The 23,699-nt window shown below is 65.2% G+C and carries 28 protein-coding genes and 1 tRNA gene; 18 read left to right on the top strand and 11 right to left on the bottom strand.

Going from position 1 to position 23,699, the window contains the following annotated elements:
* Positions 1–11 precede the first annotated feature (11 nt).
* Entirely contained in the window at positions 12–1,208 is a 1,197-nt protein-coding gene (gene glmU, locus ACQUSQ_RS08585) for a bifunctional sugar-1-phosphate nucleotidylyltransferase/acetyltransferase (RefSeq protein ID WP_435068288.1), read from the top strand.
* A 3-nt stretch (positions 1,209–1,211) separates the two neighbouring features.
* On the opposite strand, the gene ACQUSQ_RS08590 is transcribed toward glmU, so the two are convergent.
* Entirely contained in the window at positions 1,212–1,628 is a 417-nt protein-coding gene (locus tag ACQUSQ_RS08590; RefSeq protein WP_435068290.1) for a hypothetical protein, read from the bottom strand.
* A 191-nt stretch (positions 1,629–1,819) separates the two neighbouring features.
* Positions 1,820–1,894 (bottom strand) — tRNA-Glu (locus ACQUSQ_RS08595).
* 314 nt (positions 1,895–2,208) lie between these two features.
* Between ACQUSQ_RS08595 and ACQUSQ_RS08600 the strand changes: the two genes are divergently transcribed.
* On the top strand, positions 2,209–2,355 hold the full coding sequence (locus tag ACQUSQ_RS08600; RefSeq protein WP_435068292.1) for a hypothetical protein: 147 nt from the start codon (positions 2,209–2,211) through the stop codon (positions 2,353–2,355).
* A gap of 173 nt (positions 2,356–2,528) precedes the next feature.
* Positions 2,529–3,311, top strand: a complete 783-nt coding sequence (locus ACQUSQ_RS08605) for an MvaI/BcnI family restriction endonuclease (protein ID WP_435068293.1) — start codon at positions 2,529–2,531, stop codon at positions 3,309–3,311.
* Positions 3,312–3,315: 4 nt separating this feature from the next.
* On the opposite strand, the gene ACQUSQ_RS08610 is transcribed toward ACQUSQ_RS08605, so the two are convergent.
* Positions 3,316–4,668, bottom strand: coding sequence for an adenine-specific DNA methylase (locus ACQUSQ_RS08610; RefSeq protein WP_435068295.1), 1,353 nt, complete (start codon positions 4,666–4,668; stop codon positions 3,316–3,318).
* Positions 4,669–4,829: 161 nt separating this feature from the next.
* On the opposite strand from ACQUSQ_RS08610, the gene ACQUSQ_RS08615 reads away from it, so the two are divergent.
* Positions 4,830–5,057: a winged helix-turn-helix transcriptional regulator gene (locus tag ACQUSQ_RS08615; RefSeq protein ID WP_435068297.1), complete on the top strand. Its 228-nt coding sequence runs from the start codon at positions 4,830–4,832 to the stop codon at positions 5,055–5,057.
* A gap of 88 nt (positions 5,058–5,145) precedes the next feature.
* Complete coding sequence (locus tag ACQUSQ_RS08620; RefSeq protein ID WP_435068299.1) at positions 5,146–5,877, top strand: SDR family oxidoreductase; 732 nt, start codon at positions 5,146–5,148, stop codon at positions 5,875–5,877.
* Between the two features lies 1 nt (position 5,878).
* On the opposite strand, the gene ACQUSQ_RS08625 is transcribed toward ACQUSQ_RS08620, so the two are convergent.
* Both ACQUSQ_RS08625 and ACQUSQ_RS08630 read right to left on the bottom strand, forming a co-directional pair.
* Positions 5,879–6,085, bottom strand: coding sequence for a DUF1508 domain-containing protein (locus ACQUSQ_RS08625; protein ID WP_435068301.1), 207 nt, complete (start codon positions 6,083–6,085; stop codon positions 5,879–5,881).
* Entirely contained in the window at positions 6,064–6,327 is a 264-nt protein-coding gene (locus ACQUSQ_RS08630) for a hypothetical protein (RefSeq protein WP_435068302.1), read from the bottom strand. Before ACQUSQ_RS08630 ends, ACQUSQ_RS08625 begins: the two co-directional genes overlap by 22 nt.
* 81 nt (positions 6,328–6,408) lie before the next feature.
* On the opposite strand from ACQUSQ_RS08630, the gene ACQUSQ_RS08635 reads away from it, so the two are divergent.
* Both ACQUSQ_RS08635 and ACQUSQ_RS08640 read left to right on the top strand, forming a co-directional pair.
* Positions 6,409–7,071: a hypothetical protein gene (locus ACQUSQ_RS08635; RefSeq protein WP_435068304.1), complete on the top strand. Its 663-nt coding sequence runs from the start codon at positions 6,409–6,411 to the stop codon at positions 7,069–7,071.
* Positions 7,071–7,721, top strand: coding sequence for a hypothetical protein (locus tag ACQUSQ_RS08640; RefSeq protein ID WP_435068306.1), 651 nt, complete (start codon positions 7,071–7,073; stop codon positions 7,719–7,721). The genes ACQUSQ_RS08635 and ACQUSQ_RS08640 overlap by 1 nt, the downstream gene beginning before the upstream one ends.
* On the opposite strand, the gene ACQUSQ_RS08645 is transcribed toward ACQUSQ_RS08640, so the two are convergent.
* Positions 7,722–8,252, bottom strand: coding sequence for a DUF7344 domain-containing protein (locus ACQUSQ_RS08645; protein ID WP_435068308.1), 531 nt, complete (start codon positions 8,250–8,252; stop codon positions 7,722–7,724).
* A gap of 278 nt (positions 8,253–8,530) precedes the next feature.
* Here ACQUSQ_RS08645 and ACQUSQ_RS08650 point away from each other — a divergent pair, with 278 nt between their 5' ends.
* Positions 8,531–8,731 (top strand): dodecin, encoded by a 201-nt coding sequence (locus ACQUSQ_RS08650; RefSeq protein WP_435068310.1) that lies wholly within the window; start codon positions 8,531–8,533, stop codon positions 8,729–8,731.
* 48 nt (positions 8,732–8,779) lie between these two features.
* Positions 8,780–9,184, top strand: coding sequence for a universal stress protein (locus ACQUSQ_RS08655; protein ID WP_435068312.1), 405 nt, complete (start codon positions 8,780–8,782; stop codon positions 9,182–9,184).
* A gap of 1 nt (position 9,185) precedes the next feature.
* Here the strand turns inward: ACQUSQ_RS08655 and ACQUSQ_RS08660 are convergent, their stop codons facing one another.
* The gene (locus ACQUSQ_RS08660) at positions 9,186–10,208 is read right to left on the bottom strand and encodes a mechanosensitive ion channel family protein (protein WP_435068313.1); all 1,023 of its coding nucleotides are present in this window, start codon (positions 10,206–10,208) and stop codon (positions 9,186–9,188) included.
* Between the two features lie 100 nt (positions 10,209–10,308).
* Here ACQUSQ_RS08660 and priS point away from each other — a divergent pair, with 100 nt between their 5' ends.
* From priS to ACQUSQ_RS08675, 3 genes are all read left to right on the top strand, one after another.
* Entirely contained in the window at positions 10,309–11,469 is a 1,161-nt protein-coding gene (priS, locus tag ACQUSQ_RS08665; RefSeq protein ID WP_435068315.1) for a DNA primase small subunit PriS, read from the top strand.
* Positions 11,466–12,380 (top strand): DNA replication complex subunit Gins51, encoded by a 915-nt coding sequence (locus ACQUSQ_RS08670; protein ID WP_435068317.1) that lies wholly within the window; start codon positions 11,466–11,468, stop codon positions 12,378–12,380. Before priS ends, ACQUSQ_RS08670 begins: the two co-directional genes overlap by 4 nt.
* A 489-nt stretch (positions 12,381–12,869) precedes the next feature.
* On the top strand, positions 12,870–14,444 hold the full coding sequence (locus ACQUSQ_RS08675; protein WP_435068319.1) for a hypothetical protein: 1,575 nt from the start codon (positions 12,870–12,872) through the stop codon (positions 14,442–14,444).
* Here the strand turns inward: ACQUSQ_RS08675 and ACQUSQ_RS08680 are convergent.
* Genes ACQUSQ_RS08680 through ACQUSQ_RS08690 form a run of 3 tightly spaced genes read right to left on the bottom strand, consistent with a single transcriptional unit; the run spans position 14,424 to position 16,376 of the window.
* The gene (locus ACQUSQ_RS08680) at positions 14,424–14,585 is read right to left on the bottom strand and encodes an HVO_2901 family zinc finger protein (protein ID WP_435068321.1); all 162 of its coding nucleotides are present in this window, start codon (positions 14,583–14,585) and stop codon (positions 14,424–14,426) included. The genes ACQUSQ_RS08675 and ACQUSQ_RS08680 overlap by 21 nt on opposite strands.
* A 59-nt stretch (positions 14,586–14,644) precedes the next feature.
* The gene (locus ACQUSQ_RS08685) at positions 14,645–16,069 is read right to left on the bottom strand and encodes a class II fumarate hydratase (RefSeq protein WP_435068323.1); all 1,425 of its coding nucleotides are present in this window, start codon (positions 16,067–16,069) and stop codon (positions 14,645–14,647) included.
* Positions 16,070–16,106: 37 nt separating this feature from the next.
* Positions 16,107–16,376 (bottom strand): BolA family protein, encoded by a 270-nt coding sequence (locus tag ACQUSQ_RS08690; RefSeq protein WP_435068324.1) that lies wholly within the window; start codon positions 16,374–16,376, stop codon positions 16,107–16,109.
* Positions 16,377–16,477: 101 nt separating this feature from the next.
* Here ACQUSQ_RS08690 and ACQUSQ_RS08695 point away from each other — a divergent pair, with 101 nt between their 5' ends.
* Positions 16,478–17,629 (top strand): methionine synthase, encoded by a 1,152-nt coding sequence (locus ACQUSQ_RS08695; RefSeq protein WP_435068326.1) that lies wholly within the window; start codon positions 16,478–16,480, stop codon positions 17,627–17,629.
* An 8-nt stretch (positions 17,630–17,637) separates the two neighbouring features.
* On the opposite strand, the gene ACQUSQ_RS08700 is transcribed toward ACQUSQ_RS08695, so the two are convergent.
* Complete coding sequence (locus tag ACQUSQ_RS08700) at positions 17,638–17,964, bottom strand: hypothetical protein (protein WP_435068327.1); 327 nt, start codon at positions 17,962–17,964, stop codon at positions 17,638–17,640.
* A gap of 395 nt (positions 17,965–18,359) precedes the next feature.
* On the opposite strand from ACQUSQ_RS08700, the gene ACQUSQ_RS08705 reads away from it, so the two are divergent.
* The 5 genes from ACQUSQ_RS08705 to ACQUSQ_RS08725 all read left to right on the top strand — a co-directional run bounded on the left by ACQUSQ_RS08705 (position 18,360) and on the right by ACQUSQ_RS08725 (position 23,626).
* Positions 18,360–19,280, top strand: a complete 921-nt coding sequence (locus tag ACQUSQ_RS08705; protein ID WP_435068329.1) for an A/G-specific adenine glycosylase — start codon at positions 18,360–18,362, stop codon at positions 19,278–19,280.
* Between the two features lie 42 nt (positions 19,281–19,322).
* On the top strand, positions 19,323–20,108 hold the full coding sequence (locus tag ACQUSQ_RS08710) for a beta-ketoacyl-ACP reductase (protein WP_435068331.1): 786 nt from the start codon (positions 19,323–19,325) through the stop codon (positions 20,106–20,108).
* Between the two features lie 31 nt (positions 20,109–20,139).
* Positions 20,140–20,676, top strand: coding sequence for an NADPH-dependent FMN reductase (locus ACQUSQ_RS08715; RefSeq protein WP_435068332.1), 537 nt, complete (start codon positions 20,140–20,142; stop codon positions 20,674–20,676).
* 40 nt (positions 20,677–20,716) lie between these two features.
* Positions 20,717–21,310, top strand: a complete 594-nt coding sequence (locus ACQUSQ_RS08720; protein WP_435068334.1) for a YIP1 family protein — start codon at positions 20,717–20,719, stop codon at positions 21,308–21,310.
* Positions 21,311–21,565: 255 nt separating this feature from the next.
* Positions 21,566–23,626, top strand: coding sequence for a DHH family phosphoesterase (locus ACQUSQ_RS08725; protein WP_435068336.1), 2,061 nt, complete (start codon positions 21,566–21,568; stop codon positions 23,624–23,626).
* Positions 23,627–23,699: the final 73 nt, after the last annotated feature.

A 23,699-nucleotide genomic window follows, 5' to 3' on the forward strand; every position in this document is an offset into this window, starting at 1 on the left:
CTCGTTCGGCCATGCAAACGGTCCTTCTCGCCGCGGGTCAGGGGACACGGATGCGACCGTTGACCGACCACGTTCCGAAGCCGATGCTACCGGTCGCCGGCAAGCCGTTGCTCGAACACACCGCCACGGCGGCAGTCGAGGCCGGCGCCTCCCGGCTGATTATCGTCGTCGGCTACGAGGCTGACGTCGTCACCGACCACTTCGGCGACGAACTCGCCGGCGTGCCGGTGACGTTCGTCACCCAGTCCGAGCAACGGGGGACCGCACACGCTCTCCGGGTCGCAGCCCCCGAACTCGACGACGGGCCATTCGCGGTCCTCAACGGCGACGCGCTCTACGACGTGCCGTCGCTCGCCACGCTCTACGACCGCGGGCCAGCGGTCGGGTCCTATCGCGTCGACGACCCCCACCTCTACGGAGTGTTGGCCACCGACGAGACGGGGGACCGCCTCGTCGACATCGTGGAAAAGCCGGCCGACCCGCCGTCGAATCAGGTGAACGCCGGCGCCTACGTCTTCCCGGCGTCCGCACGCGACTTGCTCGCCGTCGAGGAGAGCGAGCGGGGGGAACAGGAACTCACCGACGTACTCGCGCGAGTGTGTGAGCGGACAGCCGTCGCCGTCGTGCCCTTCGATAGCTGGCTCGACGTAGGCCGGCCGTGGGAACTGCTCGAAGCGAACGAGCGAAGGCTCGGCGACGTCGAGCGGTCCATCGAGGGCGACGTTCACGACGACGCCGACGTGCGCGGGGCCGTCGTCGTCGAGGCGGGAGCGAGCGTCGACGCCGGCGCCGTCGTCGCCGGGCCGGCGTATCTCGCCAGCGGCGTCACCGTCGGCCCGAACGCGTACGTCCGCGGGGCGACGTATCTCGCCGCTGGTGTCCACGTCGGCCACGGCGTCGAAATCAAAAACAGCGTCGTCGGGCGCGGCACGTCGGTCGCACACCTCTCCTACGTCGGCGACAGCGTCCTCGGCCGAGACGCCAACGTCGGCGCGGGCACCAACGTCGCCAACCTGCGCCACGACGAGGAGCCCGTGACGATGGTCGTCCGCGGGGAGCGAGTGTCGACCGGCCGGCGAAAGTTCGGCGTCGTCGCCGGCGACGGCGTCCGGACCGGCGTCAACACGAGTCTGAATCCGGGCGTGACACTCGGGAGCGGCGCGACGACGACGCCCGGCGAGACGGTGTTTCAGGGCGACGAGCGATAGGCGTCAGGCGCCAATCCACTTCGGCGCGTTCTCGATAGATTGGGGCGTGTCGAAGTGGAGGAGTTTGAGGCATTCGGTGATGAAGCCGACAATGTTTCGGCCCGCTTCCGGTTCCAGCGTGATTACCGTCCCGATGCTGTCCCCTTGCCCGAAGTGAAAGAGGATTGCCTCGTCGTAGAACGAGACGTTACAGTGGCAGTTCCCCAGCGTGAACGGTTCGTCGGTGGTCTGGACGTCGCTCTGCTGTCGGTAGTACGCACTCAGATTCAGCAGGTCGTCATCGGAGTACATCGCGTCGACATCTTCGCGCATGTACAGCAGTTCGTAGCCCTCCTCAGAGTAGTGAATCGCGCCTCGTAGGTGTTCTTTCGCCTCGTCCTCGAGGAACTCCACGAGACGGTTAGCGGACTCTTGAGCCATGCCGCATCAGACGACTTGATCAGAGATAACTATACTGATACGAGAAATCGAGCATCGAGCAGCGTTAGTGCAGATTGTCGGAGATGTGCCGAGTTTTCGGCGATAGCGAGCGCGATTCGAAGACAGTACCGACACCTCGGAATTTGATACGAACCACGGCACTGCCGCTCCCCGAAGCGAAATCAACAGAATGCTCCGACAGGGATTCGAACCCTGGTCATTGCCGTGAGAGGGCAATATGATTGGCCGGACTACACTATCGGAGCAAACTTCGGCTCACGCCTCAGTTTTTATGTGTAGTGCCCTTCGGGGCTTCCACAGTAGATTCGATGTACCGATTGCTTATAAGCCCTGTTTTTTTGCTTCGTCAGCAACTTCAACTCGCCGTAACCCGATTGTAATTGCTCTTGATACAGACTCAACGTATCCAAATAGACCGAAACCCGCGACCCTTCCGCCAACAAGCAAGCAGACAGCAAATTGCGTCGAAAAGGCGGGTGATGAATAGGCGGCCTCCAATACAGTTTTATAACACCGCTGAACCCGTCAGTACCGCGAACATTGGGAGAGCTTGAGCCGCGTGTCCGAGTTAACCGAGATCATCGCCTATCTCGTGGCCTCAGCGGCGGCGATAGCAACGGCCGGCACCTCGGTTGTTCAACTCGTAGTGTTCATCGTCGCACTCGTTACTATCGTCTCTGTTCTCCTTCTCTACTTCTACCTGTGAGCAGAGTGGGGAGTAGATCAGAAGTCGCTAATATGCCACGCAAAGTCCGCTGAGATTGCTCCGAGTACGAACGTCGTCGCTATGTCTCCGGGTGTCGCAGAAAACTTCACACTATTAATACACATCATTCACCAAAGTAATTACTCTTCCCTTACTCTATCGAGGTCCTACAAATGGAGGATTTTGAGGATTTCGTAGAACGCTTGCGAGAAATAAGCGAGCAGGGATATATCGAAACACATCGTGCGGGGAACACGGGGATCGGGAAGACGCTTGAAGACCTGCTCGGCATTGACGAAAACAATATTCCCGGCCCGGACGCCGTAGGAGTTGAGTTGAAATCCACCCGGCGCGACTCCCACAATCTCACTACTCTGTTCACGAAGGAGCCGCCGAAAGACGAGCGCCCCTTTTGGGGGACGAAGATGGTGAAAGAGCTCGGTTACGTTGATGATAAGGGTAGAGAAGCCCTCAAGGTGACAATTAGGCCGAGTACGCCAAACTCACGAGGATTCTCTCTCGACTACGATAACACGTCAGTATCCGTTGTCCACGAGGAAGTTGGCGTCTGTGCAACGTATCCATTAGACTATCTTCAAGAGCGGTTCGAGGAGAAATTCCCCGCGCTGGTGATGGTTCTTGCAGATACGAAGAAAGTTGACGGGCGAGAATACTTCTGGTACAACGAAGCGTATCTGTTGGACGGCTTCGACGGAGACGCCTTCCTACGTCTAATGCGAGACGGGGAAATCACGCTCGATCTTCGTATGCACCTGAAAGAAAGTGGGGCAAATCGAAATCGAGGGACTGCGTGGCGGATTATGGACGATAGCCGATTGGATGAAGCGTTCGAGGAAAGAATACCGTTACTCGGTGAGCAGGACGCGTCTGAAATAGATTCTCCCGATCCGTCGCCCTCTGTCCCACCGGGGCAAGAAACGTTGGACGACGTATAATCGTCTACGGAGATCGCATAATTACAATATTCTCGTTGGCCATCAGATCGCCTTTTGTTCCCTCGACGTTCTCCGGGGCGTTCTCCCACGGGAGCGTCTTGGTGGGTATCTCGCGGGGTAGCGTAACTTCGTGTTCATAGCCGATATGCTCACAAAGTTCACGAGTAATCAGATGGGTCGGGATATTCACCCTCGACATAGTTCGATTGGCTACAACCCACGCGGCAGGTTGACCCGATTTCAGAATCTTTGCCACTTCTTTCATGACCTCGAAATAGTCTCGGACGAAATTCAGGGCATCTTCCGCACGACCATCGTTTTCACGTAGTGTCTCCATCGTTGCGCCAAATGCAGACGACCAGTCTTCTAACGCCTCTATCGGCTCAAGATCACTCTTCGATCCTCCAAGACCAATCTTATCCACATCTTTCATCTCGTCGTAGCCGCAGTCGCCCGCGATGATTGCCGGGTCTTGCGAGAATTGTCCGTAGGCGACAGTTGTACGGTGATCTCCGTAGGGCGGAGAGGTAATTACAATATCAGCACTCTCTTCCTCAACAGCATTTTCGTTTTCGGTCGCCGTTCGGGAATCTGCATAGTGAACAGCCGTATTTAGAGAGTGGTCTACCTTCTCGCTGTATGACCGCATTAGAGCAACATTGTCGCTCAATTCAGATTGGAACAGGTCGAATACGTCCGGGTCGTGTTCTTCTCGCTTTTCTTCGGGAAGACGATATCGCTTGTATTCTCCGTTCCGTTGATAACTGACTCGTCTGGTGATCCCCGAGAGAGTGGTACGGAAGAACCGGGCTATCTGGTCGCTATATTCCGTTTCGATACGATCTATTCGCTGGCGAATGTGCCACAGCTCTTGCAGTTGAGGTTCAGGGAACCACCCGTCGCGGATTTCCGGTACTTCGTCAAATTCCAATGTCCCGTCTTCGTAGGAGTGACGGACAGTTCTAAGTTCGTCAGCCAGTCCATCAAGAAGGTCGTCGCGGGCCGAGTTAAGCTCAACCAAATCCAAGGGAATAGATTTTGTGAGCGTTAGGAGGCAGGCGAGCGGGTTCACGTCATTAGCTTCGGCATGAAGACCGTGCAGACGGCCTTCAACGGCAGTAGTCCCGCTCCCACTGAATGGGTCGTAGACAGTATCTCCTTCGGAGATAACACCCTCTGACTTGTAGTAATTGAGAAGCGTATCCGGTATCTGTGGAATCATTCGGGCGGGATAAGAGTGAAGCCCGTGAGTGAGGTATCCAGTGTCTGCGCTCTTGAACGTCCAATCTACGTCTTCAAGCGCTTCAATCGACCCGGAGAGCGAATTGAAAGTGACTTGGTGAGTTTTGTCCGGCATTGCTTAGTTACGTATCTCTGTGTCTTCAACCGGGGTAGTCGTTACGCACCTTGTGTGCGGGCCTTCAATAACAAGTAGATACGGGCAATCAAATATTTTATGATATTAATTAATATCATTAACCAACGGTGTTGATTAACACCGAAATCACCGAATAAGGTATGACCAGCCCTCCGCTCAACGACGCGGATAAGGCAATCTTAGGGGAACTTGACGAGGGCCGAGTAACTGCCGCGTTCTTGGCGACACGGATTGATTGGTCGCGAGAGTATATCACCCAACGATTGCGCCGATTGGAGGAACACGGTATCGTCGAGAATCTTGGAGATACAGGGTTATACGAGTTAGCGGACGCTTTTGAGCAGCCACGTAATGGCAAACGGTCTTAATCTCGGGTCGCGGATGAGAGCCGGTCACGTCCGACAGTCGGGGCGCACGAAGGCTAAAAGAGTCTCGGGAGCGACGGCCCGAACGAGCATGAGTCTCGAAGACAGCGCGGCCGTCGTCACGGGTGCGAGTTCTGGCATCGGGGAAGCGACCGCTCACGAGTTGGCGAGCCGAGGCGCCCGAGTCGCGCTCGCGGCGCGGAGCGAGGAGCGACTCGCCGCCATCGCCGCCGACCTCGAAACGAAATACGGCGCCGAGACGCTCGTCGTCCCGACGGACGTCCGCGACGAGGACGCCGTCGACGACCTCATCGAGACGACAGTCGAGGCGTTCGGTGGGCTGGACGTCCTCGTCAACAACGCGGGGCTGGGTCGTGGCGGCGACGTGGCCGACCTCTCGACGGAGGACTACCGGGCGATGATGGACACGAACGTCGACGGCGTCTTCTTCGCGACGCGGGCGGCGCTCCCGCATCTCACCGAGTCGGACGGCAACCTGATTTTCGTCGGGAGTTTCGCGGGGCAGTACCCCCGGCCCGGCAATCCGGTGTACGCCGGGACGAAGTGGTGGGTTCGTGGGTTCGCCCACAGCGTGGAAGCACAGGCCGGCCCAGACGGCGTCGGCGTCACCGTCGTCAACCCCTCGGAGGTGCGCACCGACTTCGGCGGCGACGACGGCGAATCCTTCGCCGAGCGGTTCGAGCCGGGCGAGGTGAGCGAGCCGGAAGAAATCGCGGACGCCATCGGCTTCGCCGCGGCACAGGACCACTCGACCGTTCACGAAATCGACGTCTTCCGCCGCGACAAGTTCGAAGGCTGGTAGGTCAGTCGCCGGCCTCGACGCCGGCCGACGCGGCGACGTGTTTGAGCCGCTGGACGTCGCGCATCGCGGCGTGCCGGCTCTCGTACGCGCCGTCGCTCACGGCGAGTGTCGTCCCGTCGTCGGTTCGGAGCCACCAACGGACGTCTCCGTCGTGGTCGAACACCTGAAACGTGGCGTCGGGCACGTTCAGGAGAGCTGTTGCGACCACCAGCGGAGCCAGTCTGCAAGCGGGCCGCGCATCCCCTCGACGTGCACGCTGACGGTCCCGTCGAGATGCCACCGGGCGAACTCGGCGTCTGAGTCCATCCGGAGCGGGACGTCAACGGTTACCTCTTCGAACGTGCATTCGAGGTCCTCCTCGCTATCGATGGCCGTATCGAGCACGTCGTCGACGAGATCGAGCCACGTCTGTTCCCCGTCGGTCGCCCGGCCGGACGAATCGGTCGGCATCAGTTACTAGGAGTGGCGACATCGGTTTGTATCTTCGCCCCGCCGCCGAAGCGTTTTCACGTCTCGTGTCGAACGGCCCCTATGTCGATTACCGACCCCGATGCCGGGCTCCGACAGCTGTTCGAGCGGCGTCGGCTCAACGCCGCGCTGGCGTGGCTCTTCGTCGCCGTGCTCTGTCTCGTCGGGGGTGCGGCGGTGTGGAACGGCCGGGCGCTCTGGGCCGGCTTCACGCTCGCGCTGGTCGCGCTCGCGCTCCTCCCGCCGCTCGCCTTTCGCCGCGCGGATGCGATGGTTCCGTGGGAGGTGCTGGCGCTCGCCTCTGCCCCCGCGCTGGGACGGCTTCTCGTCATCGGGCAGACCGTCGGCGGCGTGACGCTCACCGGGCGCATCACCACGTACGTCGCCGTCGCCGCCGCGGCGCTCATCCTCGCCGTCGAGATGGACGTGTTCACGCCGGTCAGGATGAGCTACTCCTTCGCGGTGCTGTTCGTGGTCATCGCCACCGTCGCCGCCGCGGGCGTGTGGGCCGAAGTGCGGTGGCTCTCTGACGTCTTCTTCGGCACGCAGTTCCTCCTCGACGGCCGCCCGGAACATACCATCGAGACGGCGCTCATGTGGGATTTCGTCGCCGCAACCGTCGCGGGCGTCGTCGCCGGCGTCTGCTTCGAGTACTACTTCCGCCGATACGCCGACGACACGCCGCGCTACCCCGTCGACCCCGCAGAACGGGTGGGTGAGAACTGATGCGGATTCGTGACCGCATCGGCCTCTCGCGCCAGCGACAGGAGCAACTCACGCGAGTGATGCAGATACTACTCGTCGGCCTCGTGGGACTGGGACTCGAACGCGGGAACCCCGGCATCGTCGTCAACGCGAGCATCGGACTCGCGGTGACGCAACTGCCAGCCATCCTCGAACGCGACTACCACATCCCGATGGACCCGGCGCTGACGCTCTGGATTACCGTCGCCGTCTTCTTCCACGCCCTCGGCACTGCCGGATTGCCCGGCTCGACCACCAACTTCTACCGGAGCATCTGGTGGTGGGACCACATGACACACACGCTGTCGTCGTCCATCGTCGCCGCAGTTGGGTACGCCACCGCCCGCGCCGTCGAACTCCACTCCGACAGCGTCTCGCTCCCCGGCCGGTTCATGTTCGTGTTCATCCTGCTGTTCGTCCTCGCGTTCGGCGTCTTCTGGGAGGTCATCGAGTTCGCGGTGGCGGGTGTCGCCTCCTTCTCCGGCACCCAGAGCGTCCTCACGCAGTACGGACTGGGCGACACGATGCTCGACCTGCTGTTCGACACGCTCGGCGGCGTCGTCGTCGCGGTGTGGGGGACGGCCCACCTGACGGACCTGACCGGGGCGCTCGCGGCGCGGTTCGACCGCTAGCTACTCCGGGCGTTCGTAGAGGACGTACGCGATGGAGAGCAGCGCAAAAGCCGCCCACGCGATGGTAGCGTAGCCGACACCGGGAATCGACGCGAAGGGGTGGACGCCGAGAGCGGCCAGTCCGACGGGGACCACGACGACGCCCGCGACGCCGAGATACCACTGCCACCAGCGACGACTCGTGGCCGTCGTCTCCGCGTCGAGATACGGAAGGCAGTCCGCCGCCCCCGGCGCGAGTTCGACGCGGCCGGCGCGGCGGTCGTACTCGATGACGTCTCTCTCGTCGAGTTTCGGGAGATGCATCTGATAGAGCGCCGTCTGCACCCGCTTGCGCTGTTTGTACGTCACGGCCGACACGTCGCAGTCGTTCTCGATGGCCGCGATGTGCTCGCTCAGGTCGCGCAAGTCGAGTGGGTCGTCGGCCGCCTGAAGCGCCCGGATGACCTCGCGGCGGCGCTCGTTTCGGAGCAGCGAGAACAGGTCGTCGTGGGAGCGCTCTGTCGTCTCCGGTTGACTGAGTTCCGGGCCCATCTCACACTCGCGGTCCGCTGTCGGCGGTCCCCCCGAAGCAAGCCGTCGCCGCCGAGTCGGCGCCGACGCCGCCCTCGGCGTGTGCAGTCTCTGGACACACTACTGCACAGTTGCTCCAACGGTCCCCCCTTCCACACGTTTTCGCGCTCGATACACGACACACGTTTCCGTCAATGACGGCATATATGTTGGGGGTGGCGAAACCCGACCGGTCTTCGTCGACTGCCAGTTTTAGGGACGGGATTTTAAGGTACTGCTCGACGAATCCTTGACAGGTCATGGTGTTCAAGAAAATCACGCTGATAGGGACGAGTCCGGAGAGCTTCGACGCCGCCGTCGACGACGCTATCGACCGCGCGGACACGACGCTCGATAAGGTGAAGTGGGTCGAGGTAGACGAACTCGGCGTCGAACTCGCGAGCGTCCCGGACCGGGAGTATCAGGCCGAGGTCGAAGTCGCGTTCGAACTCGAAGACTGAGCGCTCGAATCGCATAGATTGAAACGCCCCGGCGACGTTCGTCGGGGTATGACTCTGGTGGTCGTCCCCGTCCGCTACCCACTCAGTCGGCACTCACGGGCGACGCTCGCTGAGGCGCTCCGCATCGCCGAGGAGCGTGACGCCGACCTCACCGTCCTCCACGTCGACCTCTATCAGGAAGGCCAAGAGGTGACCCGGACCGCCCTCAAGCGAGCGGTCGAATCGGAGTTCGGCTCGGTCGACCGCGCTCGCTACGTCGTCCGCCGCGGCTTTCTCGTCGAGGAGACCATCCTCGACGAGGTGGCGGCGGAGGACGCCGACGTGGTCGTCATCGGGTCGAAGCAGGTCAGCCGATGGCGTCGCACGTTCAGCCGCCTCCTCGACGACCCCGACATCGACCGCTTCCTGCGCCAGAAACTCGACTGCGAAGTGATTACCGTCAGCGCCGGGTGAGTCACTCGCCGCCGTCGGCGCCGGCGTCGTCCGACAGGTCGTCGCTCTCCATCGGTTCGCGCTCCGTCACGCCGCTCGTCTCCTCTCGCTCGGCCGGTGCCGTCGCCTCTTCGAGGGCGACCCGTGCCTGCCCGCTGTTCTCGTCGAACAGCAACTGCTGGTGCGGGTACGCGATTTCCACGTCTGCGTCCTCCAGCGCCGCCCAGATGCGCTCGCGGACGGTCGATTCGATTCGCGAAATCTTGTAGGGCGTCCGCACCCAGAACCGGAGCGAGAGGCGGACGCCGCTGTCGGCGTAGGCGTCGATGAGACAGGTCGGCTTCGCGGGGTAGCGCGCGCTCCCGATGCGGATGTCCGGCCCCCCCTCGATGACGCCGTCGCAGTTGCGGGCGGCCCGCTCCATGAGCGTCCGGGCGGCGTCCAAATCCCCCTCGTACGTGACGAGAAGGGGTATCGAGAGCCGGGTCCGCTCGTCCTCGGCGGAGAAGTTCGTCACGTCACGCTCGCGCATCGAGGAGTTGGGGACGACCAGAAAGGTGTTGTCGAGGGTGAATATCTTGGTGTAGCGGAGCGTGATGTTTTCGACAAAGCCCTGCCGACCGTTCTCTAACTCAATCATGTCGCCGATTTCGTAGGGGTTGTCCGCGAGTACGAACACGCCGTTGATGATGCTCCCGACGATGGGGGCGAGGACGATACCGAGGACGGCCGAGAAGACGGTCACCGAGAGGACGATGTCGCCGATGCCGAGGCCGACGATGCTCCCCGCGACGAACGTCGCGACGACGACAGTCGAGACACGGAGTAGGCCGAGGACGGTCTGGGCGACGCTCTGGCGCTGGAATCGGCGGGCGACGGGCCGCCCGAACAGGCGCACGAGGAACTTCGAGACGACGACGCCGAGGCCGACGATGAGAAAGGCGACGACGATTCGAACCGACATGAGCGTCCACAGCCACTCCAGCAGCGCTCCGGGCTGTGTCGGTGGCTCCGGCATCGTCTGTCCGACCGCCCCACTATCCATGCCGGTACCTCTCCGGCACCGGAAAAAAGGGTTTCCACGGGCCGCGGCGTCGGCGGCGTTCGGAAGCTACTAAATCGTCGGCGACGCAGGGCGTAGACGAATGGACCGACGGACACGCGAGTACCTCGCCGGCCGGTTCGGTGATTACTACCGCGGCGCGGCGCCGACGCTCCCGCCCGCCGCCGACGCCCGCGAGTGGGGACACATCCCGTGGACCAGCGGCGAGTCGACGACGATGGTCCGCCACCAGTCTATCTACGACCTCGGCGACGTAAGCGACTTCCTCGCGCGCGAGGCGCCCCGACACGTCTACTTCTCCGCGGCGCGCTACGACGACCCCGGCGCCCAGACGATGGACGAGAAGGGGTGGCTCGGAGCCGACCTCGTGTTCGACCTCGACGCCGACCACCTGCCAAGTATCGACCCCGAGGCCGCCACCTACGCCGAGATGCTCGCGGCGTGTAAGGACGCCCTCCTGCGCTTGCTCGACCTGCTCGAAACCGACTTCGACTTCGAGGACGTGACCGTCGTGTTCTCGGGCGGGCGCGGCTATCACGTCCACGTCCGCGACGACGGCCTCGCCGACCTCGACTCCGAGGCGCGGCGCGAAATCGTCGACTACGTCCGCGCGGTCGACCTCGATATCGAGGGGCTGGTTCGGACCCGCGCGGTCGGCGGGACGACCCGGCGCGAACTTCGCACCCGCGGCGGGTGGGGGAAGCGCACGCATCGACGCCTGCAAGCCTTCGTCGACGACCTGCAAGAGTTAGACGAGGCGGACGCGATGGAGCGACTGATGGCGTTCGACGGCATCGGCGAGGGGCGGGCGAGCACGCTCCTCGACGCCTTCGTCGACAACCCGACGGCCGTCGAACGCGGCAACGTCGAAGCCGGGGGGCCGGGCGCGCGGATGCTGGTCGAGGCGCTCGCCGAGGAGACGGTGGCCGAGGAGACGGCGCCCATCGACGAACCGGTGACGACCGACACCCACCGGCTCATCCGCCTCCCCGGCAGTCTCCACGGGGGAAGCGGGCTGGTCGTCCGCCGACTCGACCGCGATGCAGTCGCCGACTTCGACCCGCTCGTCGACGCCGTCCCCGAGCGCTTCACCGGCCACACGGTCCGGGTCGAGGTGACCGACCCGGGCACGGTGGAACTGGCTGGCGACAGCTTTACACTCGATGCCGGTGAGTGTTCGATACCGGAGTGCGTCGGCGTGTTCCTGATGACGCGCAACCGAGCCCGGAAGGTCAAAGAATGAACGTGGAGGAACTGCGCACGGTCCAGCGCACCGAACGACAGAAAGATAGCCTCCAGCACCTGCGGGACTCGTTCTATCGCGACGTTGCGGAGTACATCGCCGAACGCAAGGCCGAACGCGAACGCGTCGCCGACGAAGCCGACGACCCCTTCTCCTCGCCCGAAGTGAGTCGCCTGACGGACGAAATCGAGACGGCCGAGGAAGTCGTCGAGAGCATCTACGAGCGCCGCATCGGCAAAATCGTCAAGCGCGCGACGTTCGCCGCGGCGGGCATGGCCACCGAAGACGAGGGCCTCACCCACGAGGAGCGTGACCTCTTCGAGGACCTCGTCGCTCGCATCGAGACCAACCGCGAGACGGTGCTCGACGCGCTCGCTGGCGGCGCCGCGAACGCGGCTGACGACGCGTCAGAGCCGGCGGAGTCCACGGCTGACCCGTCGCCGTCCGACCCGTCGCCGCCCGACGAAGCGCTCGGCTCCGCCCCCGACCCCGACGACTTGCTGGCCGAAGCCATGGGCGGCGAGAGCGACGGAGCGGCAACCGAGGAGCCCGCACCGCCGGCCGACGACTCGGTGCCGGAGGCGTCACCGAGCGAGCCGTCCGACAACCCGACCCCGGACGGCGGGAGCGCCGTCGCGGCGTCGCCAGCGGGCGACGCCGACCCCTCGCCAGCGACTGGGGAGGACTCGGAGCCGACGAGCGAAACCGACGCGGAGCCAACGAGCGACGCCGACACGTCGACATCCGACACCGAGCGCACGACCCTGCGCATCACCCGCGACGTGGGCGAGATTTTCGGCGTCGACCAGCGGGAGTACGACCTCGCGAGCGAGGACGTGGTGACGCTCCCGACGACGAACGCCGAACCCCTTCTCGAACGCGACGCCGCCGAGCGTCTCGACGCGGAGTAGAGCACTGTTCAGATAAACGGATAAAATTGCGACCACCTCGAAAGCCCCCGGTGTCTCGACTCCCGGGACTCGCTGTCGTTCGAAAGAGTGCAACGCACTCTTTCGTGATGTCGTCAGAACTCGTAGAGTTCTGACTGCTAACCAGAACCCGACGGGTTCTGGTAATGACGAGAGAGCGAAGCTCTCTCGAACCACGCTCCTCACTCCGTTGCGGTGCTTGCTTCGTCCGGGTACGCCGAGACACCGGCCCCTTTCAGTTCCACCCGCGTTGGCTGGCCGACCGGCTGCCACCGGGTGGGACTGAAAGGGGCGACCCGCTGGAGGAAGGCGGCCGACACAAGGACCGCAGGCCGTAGGCCGAGGACCGCAGCGAGGCCCCCGACTCCAGCGGGTCGGGGCTTTCGAGGTGTTTCAGTTCGAGCGCGCTAATCTGAACACTATCCAGAGTAGCGGCCACAGATACTTTGTCGACCACTCCCAATGCGGGCCATGACGTCCCGCCGGAGCCGCGTGTGTGGAACGCTGGGTGTGGTGATACTACTCGTCGTCGCCGGCGTGGCGCCCGCCGTCGCGACGACTGACGCCGACGTATCCGAGTCGTGGACGACCCTGCCCAATCACGGCGGGGAGGCAACGTCGACGCCGAGCGAGGAGGCCGTGCTCCACCAGCGCGGCATCGTCTCGCGCAACGACGAACCCGGAAGCGTGACCCTCACCTTCGAGTACGAAGTGCCGTCGTCGGTCACGGGGTTACGTGTCGCGATTCCGGTCGTCAGCCTCGACGGCATCACCGTCGACGGGATGGAGGGCTTCGAGCGGACGGAAGACGGGCGCTTCCTCTGGGACACCGAAACCGAGCGACCCACAGTTTCGATACGGATGGCGGTGGGCGACTCGATGGCGAGTGGCGTCCGGGGCCTCGAACGCGACGACTGGGCGTTCGTCTCCGAGCCGAACACGCGAGTGCAGGTGCGGACCGACGCGCGCCCACTCCAGACCGATTCGCTCACCATCGCGGAGGGTGAGGACGGCTTTGCCCGGAGCCATCTCGCGTACGTCGGGGCACACGAGCGACGGAACGTCACCGTCGGTGACGGGCAGGCGACGTTCGTCCTCGGCGCGGCGGACGCCAACCCCGGGCGCGCCATCGAGTTTCTCCGAACCGCGGACGGACGGTTCGACTTCGGCGTCCAGCGTGACTCGATGACCGTGTTCGTCCTCCCGCTGAGCGGGTTGGACGAAGCGCCAGTGCAGGCCGCCACCGTCGACACCGCGTTCTGGGTCGGGCGCTCCGGTGTCCGCCTCGACTCCACGGGGTCGGTGTTTACCCACGAGTACGTCCACACTCGGCTGGGGACCGTCGGACGGAGCGACGCGACGTGGCTCACCGAAGCCAGCGCCGAGTACTACGGCCGCGTCTTCGCCTTCAACGACGGCATCGGCACCTACGACTCGTTCCTCGACGGCCTCCGCGCGGACGAGTACGGCCCCGACGGCCGGTCGGCCGTCCTCACCGACAGCGAGACGTGGCGGGGAACCTCCGCGAACTACGACAAGGGCGCCCACGTCCTCGCGGCGCTCGACGCCGAGATACAGCGCCGAACCGACGGCGAACAGTCGCTCAGTGACGTGTTCGCCGGGCGGTCCGAACCCTTCCAAAACTACCAAGCCTTCCGCGCGGCGGTCATCGAGGTGACCGGCGACGACTCGATTGGGTCGTGGCTGGACCGCTACGCGACGACGGACGACCTACCGCCGTTGCCGACGGACCCCGCGTACTACGTCGCCGACCCGTCGCTCGACCCGGACGGTGACGGGATGGCGAGCGGGGCCGAACTCGACGCCGACCGCCACCCGTTCGTCGAGGGCGAAGCACGGGACCGGTTGAGCGAAGAACAGTCGACGGCGAGCGATTCGGAGGCGACGACCGACGCCGAGATGACGGGCGAGCAGTCGCCCGAGACGAGCGGCGTGGCGCCCGGATTCGGCGCCGTGACACTCTTGGCAGCGCTCGCGGCGCTCGCAATCGCCCTCGGACGACGGTCAGGACCGGACGCGCCGTAGGCCGTCGCCGAGTCCCGACGCCTCGCCGCACTCGGGACACTCGTACGTCCAGCCGTCTTTCGTGGCGCGCCCCTCCGGGAACTCCGCGTCACACTTCCGACACACGAGGAGGTCCCGACGCGTGGAGACGTGCAGCTGCATACGCCGAAAATCCGCCGCATCTACCATCAACGTGTCGTTTCAGTACCACGCTCAGCGGGTCACTCGCCGTCGTCGTCCGCGCTCAGAATCCCGCGGTGGGTCATCCGCTCCGGGTCGAGGACGTCGTCGGCCTCGGCCTCCGTCAGATACCCCTTCGCGACGGCCACCTCGCGCACGGTCTTGCCCTCTTTCAGCGCCGTCTTGGCCACCTCAGACGCCTTGTCGTAGCCGATGGCGGGATTGAGCGCCGTCGCGAGCGCCATCGAGCGCTCGACGGCGTCGGCACAATGCTCCTCGTTGGCTTCGAGTTTCGCCACGAACTTCGTTGCGAACGTCTCGGCGGCGTTCCCGAGGAGGCTCGCCGACTGGAGGAAGTTGTAGGCGACGACTGGTTTGTAGAGGTTGAGGTCGAGTTGCCCGCCCGCGGCGCCGGCGGAGACGGCGGCGTCGTTGCCCACGACCTGCGTATGGACCTGATTCACCGCCTCGGCGACGACGGGGTTGATTTTGCCGGGCATAATCGACGACCCCGGCTGGTTCTCCGGCTGTTCGATTTCTCCCAAGCCGTTTCGCGGCCCGGACGCGAGCAGTCGGAGGTCGTTCGCGATTTTGTTCAGCGACCCCGCGACGGTCCGAAGCGCGCCGTGGGCCTCGCTCATCGCGTCGTGAGCGGCCTGCGCCTCGAAGTGGTCGTCGGCCTCGCGGAACGGCAGGCCAGTCTCCTCGGCGATGTACTCCGCGGCGCGTTCGGGGAACTCGGGGTGGGTGTTGAGACCCGTCCCCGTCGCCGTCCCGCCGAGAGCGAGTTCGGCGAGGCGGGGCGTGACCGACTCACAGCGCTCGATGCCCTTCTCCACCTGCGTTCGATACCCGCCGAACTCCTGCCCGAGACGGACGGGCGTGGCATCCTGCAGGTGGGTGCGTCCCGTCTTGACGACGCCGTCGAAGGCCGTCGCCTGTTCGTCGAGTTCGTCCGCGAGCGTTTCGAGGGCGGGCACGAGGTCACGTTCGACCGCCTCCAGCGCCGCGACGTGCATCGCGGTGGGGATGACGTCGTTCGAGGACTGCCCGAAGTTGACGTGGTCGTTGGGGTGGACGACCCGGTCGCCCACCTCCGCGCCCATCAGTTCCGCCGCGCGGTTGGCGATGACCTCGTTGGCGTTCATGTTCGAGGAGGTGCCGGACCCGGTCTGGAAGACGTCGACGGGGAACTGGTCGTCGTGGTCGCCCGCAATCACCTCGTCCGCCGCCGAGACGATGGCGTCGGCCACGTCGGCGTCGAGGAGGTCGAGGTCACGGTTGGCGCGGGCGGCCGACTTCTTGACGATGCCGAGCGCGCGGACGAACCGCCGCCCGAACCTCGCGTCGCTGATGGGGAAGTTCTCGATGGCGCGCTGGGTCTGGGCGCCCCAGTACGCGTCGGCTGGCACCTGTATCTCGCCGAGACTGTCCCGCTCGACGCGAAACTCGGAGTCGTCGCTCATGCGCGAGCGAACGACAGCCGGCTCGTAAAAGCTACCGCTACGCGTCCGACCCGTGTTCCGCGTACGCCTCCGGCGTGTACGTCTTCATCTCCATCGCGTGGATGTCGGTCGTCATGTGGCCTTCGAGCGCGTCGTACACCAGTTCGTGTTGCTCGACGAGCGACAGCCCCTCGAACGCCGGCGAGACGACTTCGGCGGCGAAGTGTGCGTCCTCGTGGTCCTCGTCCGGGACTCGGGGCTTGGTGACCGTCGCCTCGGCGTCCTCGATACCCTCCTCGATGAGTCGCTCGACGTCCGCAGTGTCCATACGCCTACGGGGGCGTCACGGCACAAAAACCGTCCGCTACCCGCGGCGCTCGAACGGCGAACATCGTGGGTCATATTGCAATCGGCGCCGACCACGCGTGTATGGCGACCGACGACCGAATCCGCACGACACACATCGGAAGTCTCCCCCGACCGCCGGAACTGCTCGACTACCTCCAGCGACGACAGAACGACGAGGACGTCGACGCCGACGACTGGAACCGAGCCGTCGTCGACGCCACGCACGACGTGGTCGAGCGCCAGACCGACGTGGGCCTCGACAGCATCAACAACGGCGAGCAGTCCCGCGTCTCGTTCAACTGGTACGTCGCGGACCGCCTCAGCGGTATCGACGGCACGCGCGAACAGGAACTCTGGGCGGACCTGCAGGAGTTCCCCGACTACGCCGAGGAGACGTTCAAGACAGACGTCATCGACCTCGCGGAACACCCCGTCGTCACCGGTCCCGTCGAGTACACGGGCCACGAACGGGCCACCGAGGAACTCGCGGAGTTCGAGGACGCACTCGATGCCGCCGATGCCGACGCGGAAGACACGTTCATGACCGCGGCGTCGCCGAGCGTCGTCACCGCCACCCACGTCAACGACTACTACGACTCCTACGACGAGTTCCTCTTTGCCGTCGCGGACGCGATGGCCGAGGAGTACGAACTCGTCGCCGACGCGGGACTGACCATCCAGATAGACGCGCCGGAACTGCTCACTATCGGGCACACGGCGGCCTACGCCGACGAACCGCTCGACGAAATCAAGGCCGCGACGCGGCTCCACGTCGACGCGCTCAACGAGGCGCTGTCGAACGTGCCGGCCGAACAGGTCCGGCTCCACACCTGCTGGGGGAGTTACGAGGGACCGCACCACCTCGACACCGACCTCGTGGAGATGCTGCCGGTGATTTACGAGGCCGACATCTCGGGGCTGAGCGTCGAGCAGGCGAATCCCCGCCACCAGCACGAGTATCGCGCGTTCGCCGAACAGCCGCTTCCCGACGGCTGGACGCTCATGCCCGGCGTCGTCGACGTGAAGACGAACATCATCGACCACCCGGAGACGATTGCGGACCGACTCGAACGCGTTGCGGAGGCCGTCGACGACGACACGACGCTCGTCGCCGCCCCCGACTGCGGGTTCAGCACGCAGGCCGGCCTCGGCATGGTCGACCCCGAGATTGCGTGGGCGAAGTTGGAGGCGCTGGTCGAGGGCGCCGAGCGCGCGACCGAGCGACTCAGCTAATCGAACCGTTACTGCTGATACCGCCGCTCGTCGGTCTGGTCCGTCTGTGACACGCTGTTGCCGCTCATCTCGTCGTAGGTCATCCCCGAGAGATACTCGTCGTAGGTCACGTCGTACCCCTGTCGGAGGTGGAAATCGAGGTCACCCGTGTCGACCGTCGAGCGATAGAGGGCGTGGATGGCCCGCCGGACGAGTTCGGACTCGTCGTCGGTTCCGAGCGCCGTCGACAGCATCGCGAGTTCGTTGCGCGTCTCGCGGTCCAGTTCGACGGACAGCTCGTCGCCGAGGCGGCTGTAAGTTGCGGTCACGTCCGCGGTCAGGTCGTCGAGACTCATGGGCGGGGCAACGCCCGGGCGCGGAATACGGCTTTCGACTCTACGACTCAGTAGTGTTCAGGTGAGTCGGTGTGACTGGAACCACCTCGAACGACCGGCCCTTTCAGTCCCGCCCAGCGATGGCCGGTTAGCCAGCCGGTACCGGCGGGACTGAAAGGGGCGACTCTCTGGAGGAAGGCGGCTGACGTAAGCACCGCAGGCCGAAGGCCGAGGAGCGCAGCGAGGGGCGCGCACGGCTTGCCGTGCGCGGCTCCGAGGCGGCTGTGCCGCCTCGCTACCCCCGACTCCAGAGAGTCGGGGCTTTCGAGGTATCCACAGTTCAGACGCACTCCTCTGGACAGTATCCCGCGGCTCGAACCCCACGCCTTAATCCGTCTCGGCCGTACCGATGGTCGATGACCGAGACTGGGACCGAGGACGCCCTCGAGGCGGCCGACCGCGACGCCGTCCGCGAGGCCCTCGTCGAGTGGTACGAGGCCGGCCACCGCGACTACCCGTGGCGTCGGACCGACGACGCCTACGAGATTCTCGTCTCCGAGGTGATGAGCCAGCAGACCCAACTCGACCGGGTGGTCAAGGCGTGGGACGCCTTCCTCGACCGCTGGCCGACCGTCGACGCCCTCGCCGACGCCGACCGGAGCGAGGTGGTCGGGTTCTGGTCCGACCAGCGCCTCGGTTACAACAACCGCGCCCGCTACCTCCACGAGGCCGCTGGGCAGGTCTTGGAGGAGTTCGACGGCGAGTTCCCCGAGACGCCCGACGAACTCGCGGAGCTGATGGGCGTCGGCCCCTACACCGCCAACGCCGTCGCGAGTTTCGCGTTCAACAACGGTGACGCCGTCGTCGACACCAACGTCAAGCGCGTGCTGTATCGGGCGTTCGACGTTCCCGACGACGACGCCGTGTTCGAACGCGTGGCCCAAGACCTGATGCCCGACGACGCCTCTCGCGTCTGGAACAACGCCATCATGGAACTCGGCGGCGTCGCCTGCCAGAAGACGCCGCGGTGCGACGAAGAGGGGTGTCCGTGGCGCGAGTGGTGTCACGCCTACGAGACGGGTGATTTCACCGCGCCCGACGTGCCCACCCAGCCGAGTTTCGAGGGGAGTCGCCGGCAGTTCCGCGGGCGGGTCGTCCGGACGCTGAAGGAGTACGACGAACTGGCGCTGGACGAACTCGGGCCGCGGATTCGCGTCGACTACGGCGGCGACCACGGCCAAGAGTGGCTTCGGGGCTTGCTGGCGGACTTGGCCGACGACGAACTCGTCGAAGTGGAGGGCGAGGGCGACGAGGCCGTGGTGCGCCTGCGAGCGTAGCGGGCGCGAATAATTAACATCCAGCGGCCACACGTAGTGTGCATGTCGCCGGACTCGACCGTCACGCTGGACCCACTCGACCCGCGCCCACTCGCCGACCGAACCTGCCTCGTCACCGGCGCGTCGCGTGGCATCGGCCGGTCCATCGCGCTCGAACTCGCGCGCTGTGGTGCGAGCGTGGTCGTGAACTACCGGAGCTCTGCCGCCGAGGCCGAGGCAGTCCGCGAGATAATCAAGGAGAACGGGGAGACAGCGATGTGTGCACAGGCGGACGTGTCGGAACCGGACGACGTGGCGGCGATGGCCGAGGCGGTACACGACGAACTCGGTGCCGTCGACGTACTGGTCAACAACGCCGGCATCACCATCGACCGCACGTTCTCGGAGATGTCACACGACGACTGGCAGACGGTCATCGACGTCAACCTCGGCGGGACGTTCAACTGCACCAAGGCCTTCTTCGACGACATTCGCGACTCCGACCACGGACGCCTCATCAACATCTCCAGCGTGGTGGGCCAGCAGGGCAACTACGGGCAGGCCAACTACGCCGCCTCGAAAGGGGGATTGTTCGCGTTCACGCGGACGCTCGCGCTCGAACTCGCGGCCCACGACACGACGGCCAACTGCGTCGCGCCCGGCTTCGTGACGACGGATATGCTGGAGAAGGTGCCCGAGCGGGTTCGGGAGCGGATTCGAGCCGAAATCCCGCTCGACCGGTTTGCCGACCCGGAAGATATCGTCGGCATCATCCGATTCCTCGCCAGCGACCACGCCAGCTACATGACCGGACAGGTGCTCGGCGTCAACGGTGGTCTAGAGTGGTGACTCCGACTGCCGCGGTCCGGGTGCCCGACGAATGACTACCATCGTCGCCGTGGCGGGGAGTCTGCGCGAGCGGAGTCACACGCGAGTCGCCCTTCGACACGCACTCGACGCCGCGGCCGAGAGGGGAGCCGAGACTGACTTTCTCGACCTTCGAGCGTTCGACCTGCCACCTTTGAATCCGGACGTAGCGGACCAAGGCGACAGCGCGGCGTTCACCCGGCAGGTCCGCCATGCCGACGCGATACTGCTCGGCACCCCCGTCTATCACGGCTCGTACTCCGGGGTGCTGAAGAACGCGCTCGATTACTGCGGGCGCGACGAGTTCGACGGGGCGACGGTCGGACTCCTCGCCGTCTCGGGCGGCGCGTTCCCCGTCTCGGCGCTCGACCACCTGCGAGTCGTGTGTCGGACACTCGACGCGTGGGTGGTCCCCCATCAGGCGGGCATCCCCCGAGCGTCGTCGGCCTTCGACGGCGACGACTTCGCCGACGAGCAACTCGCCGGCCGCGTCGAGACGCTGGGACGTCGAGTCGTCGAATTCGCACACATCGAGTCCCGAAGCGAATGAATCACAACGTCCATTATCGACGGCTGAGACAGGCTCACGCGTGACGACTTGGGTCGAGGACCCCCGCGGTGGTCGAGAACGCGGCCCGCGTGGCATCGCTCGCGCGTGGGTCGAAGTGCTCGGGCGGCCGAAACGCTTCTTCGAGAACGGCGTCGCCCCCGGTGACCAAGCGCCGGGACTGGTCTTTGCCGTCGTGATGGCCGTCGCGTACGCGCTCCTGTTGGCGCTGCTCGACCCGGCGGGGTTCCCGGCCTCGGGGCCGCTCCGGGCGGCAGTAATCGTGTTACTGGTCGCGCTCTTGGTCGCGCCCGCGCTCCTCCACCTCCTCGCGGCGCTGCAGACGCTGTGTCTGCTGGCCGTCGTCCGCGACCGGGCGGGGGTGAGCGAGACGGTGCAGGTGCTCGCCTACGCGGCGGCGCCCGGTCCGCTCGCGGCGGTGCCGATACCGGAGGTGCGGGTCGTCGCCTGTCTGTACGGGACGGCCCTCCTACTGGTCGGTATCGCGACGGTGCATCGGACGACGGGTGCGCGGGCCGCCATCGCCGGGGCGCTGCCGGCGGCGCTGCTCTTTGGGTATGGGTTCGGCGGCTTCGACGCGCTCGTTACCCTGCTCCGGGCGTGGTACATCATTTGACCTCCTCCCACGGCTAAAGCCGTGGGATTCCCCGAAGGGGTTGGCTTTCGCCTCGCTACCGCTGTAACGGCTCGTGGGGGGAGTCGGCCAGCCATCGAGTTGGGGCGTAGTCCCGTGTCGGTTTCCTCTCCGACCTACTCGCTCGCTACGCTCACTCCTCAAGGTCGGAGGCTCCACCTTGCATTACGCTGAGTCGATGTCGGATGCCGTATCGTTTCGACAATCGTTTTAGGATGGGGATGTTCGATTCGCTCAATGGATTGGATCACCCACGAAGAAGACGTTTGGTTTGATTTCCGCGGCTCCAGCCCGGATCAACTGGTCTCGGGCCGCTACTACAAGGGGACGGTCGACGGCTTCGCCGAATTCGGCGTGTTCGTCGACCTCTCGCCCGGCGTAACGGGACTGCTTCACCGGAGCGAACTCGACCAGCGACTCGAGAGTCTGGACTGGGACCCCGGCGACACCGTCTTCGTACAGGTAAAGAACGTCCGCGACAACGGCAACGTCGACCTCTCGTGGTCGATTCGACAGTCGGAGAGCGAGTTCCGCGGCGCCCGGATTCACGACCCCGAGGGCGACGCCGACGGCGAACCCATCGAAACCGAGGACGAGGAGGACGAAGAGTCCGGCCCCGTCCGAAAGACGCCGACGCCCGAGCGAAGCGAGAACGGCGAGGCCGAGGACGTGTCCGAAGAGGAGTCGACCGAGGAAACGTCCGCACCCGAGCCGACGACTGAGGAGACGGCGAGCGAGGAGTCGACCGAGGAAACGACGGCCGATGAGACGACCGCCGCTCCCGAAGCGACGGGTGAGGGGGAACGCGTCGACGTCGAAACGCTCGACGACCACGTCGGCGACACCGTCCGACTCGAAGGCGAAATCGTCAGCGTCCGTCAGACGAGCGGCCCGACCGTGTTCGAACTTCGCGACGCCACGGGCGTCGTCGACTGCGCCGCGTTCGTCGAGGCGGGCGTTCGCGCCTACCCCGACGTCGAAGTCGGTAGCGTCGTTCGCCTCGACGGCGAAGTCGAACTCCGCTACGACGAACTGCAGGTCGAGACGGAAGCGCTCTCGATTCTCGAAGGCGACGAGGCGGCGACGGTCGAGCGCCGACTGGCCGACGCGCTGACCGCCGAAGCCCGTCCCGACGACGTGACGCCGCTGGTCGACCACGACGCCATCGACGCGGTGGCCGACGACCTGCGCGACGCCGCAGAGACCATCCGCCGGGCCGTTCTCGAATCCCGACCCGTGGTCGTCCGCCACGCCGCGACGGCCGACGGCTACGTCGCCGGCGCGGCCATCGAGCGTGCCGTCCTCCCGCTCATCAACGAGGAACACGCGGCCGCCGACGCCGAGTATCACTACTTCACCCGCCGGCCGCTGGAGGAGTCCGTCTACGACATGGACGACGCGACCAACGACGTGACGCGGATGCTTCAGGACCGCGACCGACACGACGAGAAGCTCCCGCTGGTCCTGCTCGTCGGCACGGGCAGCACGGTCGAATCCAGCGACGGGCTGGGCCTGCTCGGCATCTACGGCGCGCGACGCGTCGTCGTCGACGCCGAGGTGGCCGACGCCGCCGTCGCCGACGACTGCGACGCCATCGTCAACCCCGGGCTGGCCGGCGCCGACGCCGCCGACCTCTCGACGGGCACGCTCGCCGCGACGCTCGCGGCGACGGTCAACGACGACGTCCAGTCCGACCTCGCGCATCTCCCCGCCGTCTCCTACTGGAGCGACACCCCCGAAGCGTACGTCGACCTCGCCGCCGAGGCGGGCTACGACGCCGACCGGACGAGCGAACTCCGCGAGGCCATCGCGCTGGAGGCGTACTACCAGTCCTACGAGGACAAGCGCGAACTCATCACCGACCTCCTGTTCGAGGACGCGGGCGGCCTCGCTGGCCACATCAGCGAGCAGTTCCGCCAGAAACTCGACGCCGAAGTTCACACCGCGACGGCCAACATCGACACTCGCGAGGAAGGCGGCCTGACGGTCGAGGTGCTGGACACCGACGCCTACACCCACCGCTTCGACTTCCCGCCGACGAGCCTCCTCCTCGACGAACTCCAGCGTCGTCGCGGTGACGACGCGGACCTGATAGTCGGCATCGGCACCGACGACCTCTACGTTCGGACCGCGGCCGACCTCGACGTGCGTGGCGTGGCGGGCGACGCCGCCGAAGCCGTCGACGACGCGGGCATCACCGCCGCGAGCATCCGCGACGGCCGCATCGAGTTCCTGTCCGGGCGCCGCGACGCCGCCGTCGACGCCGTCATCGACGCTGCTGTCGACCGGCTGGCCTGAGCCGTCCGACACCCTTAACCCCGCGACCCGCCGACGTGAGAGCGAGACGATGACCGGCACCGGGAGTGAGGTT

Source organism: Haloplanus sp. C73 (assembly GCF_051195115.1).
In the GTDB taxonomy this organism is placed as follows: Archaea; Halobacteriota; Halobacteria; order Halobacteriales; family Haloferacaceae; genus Haloplanus.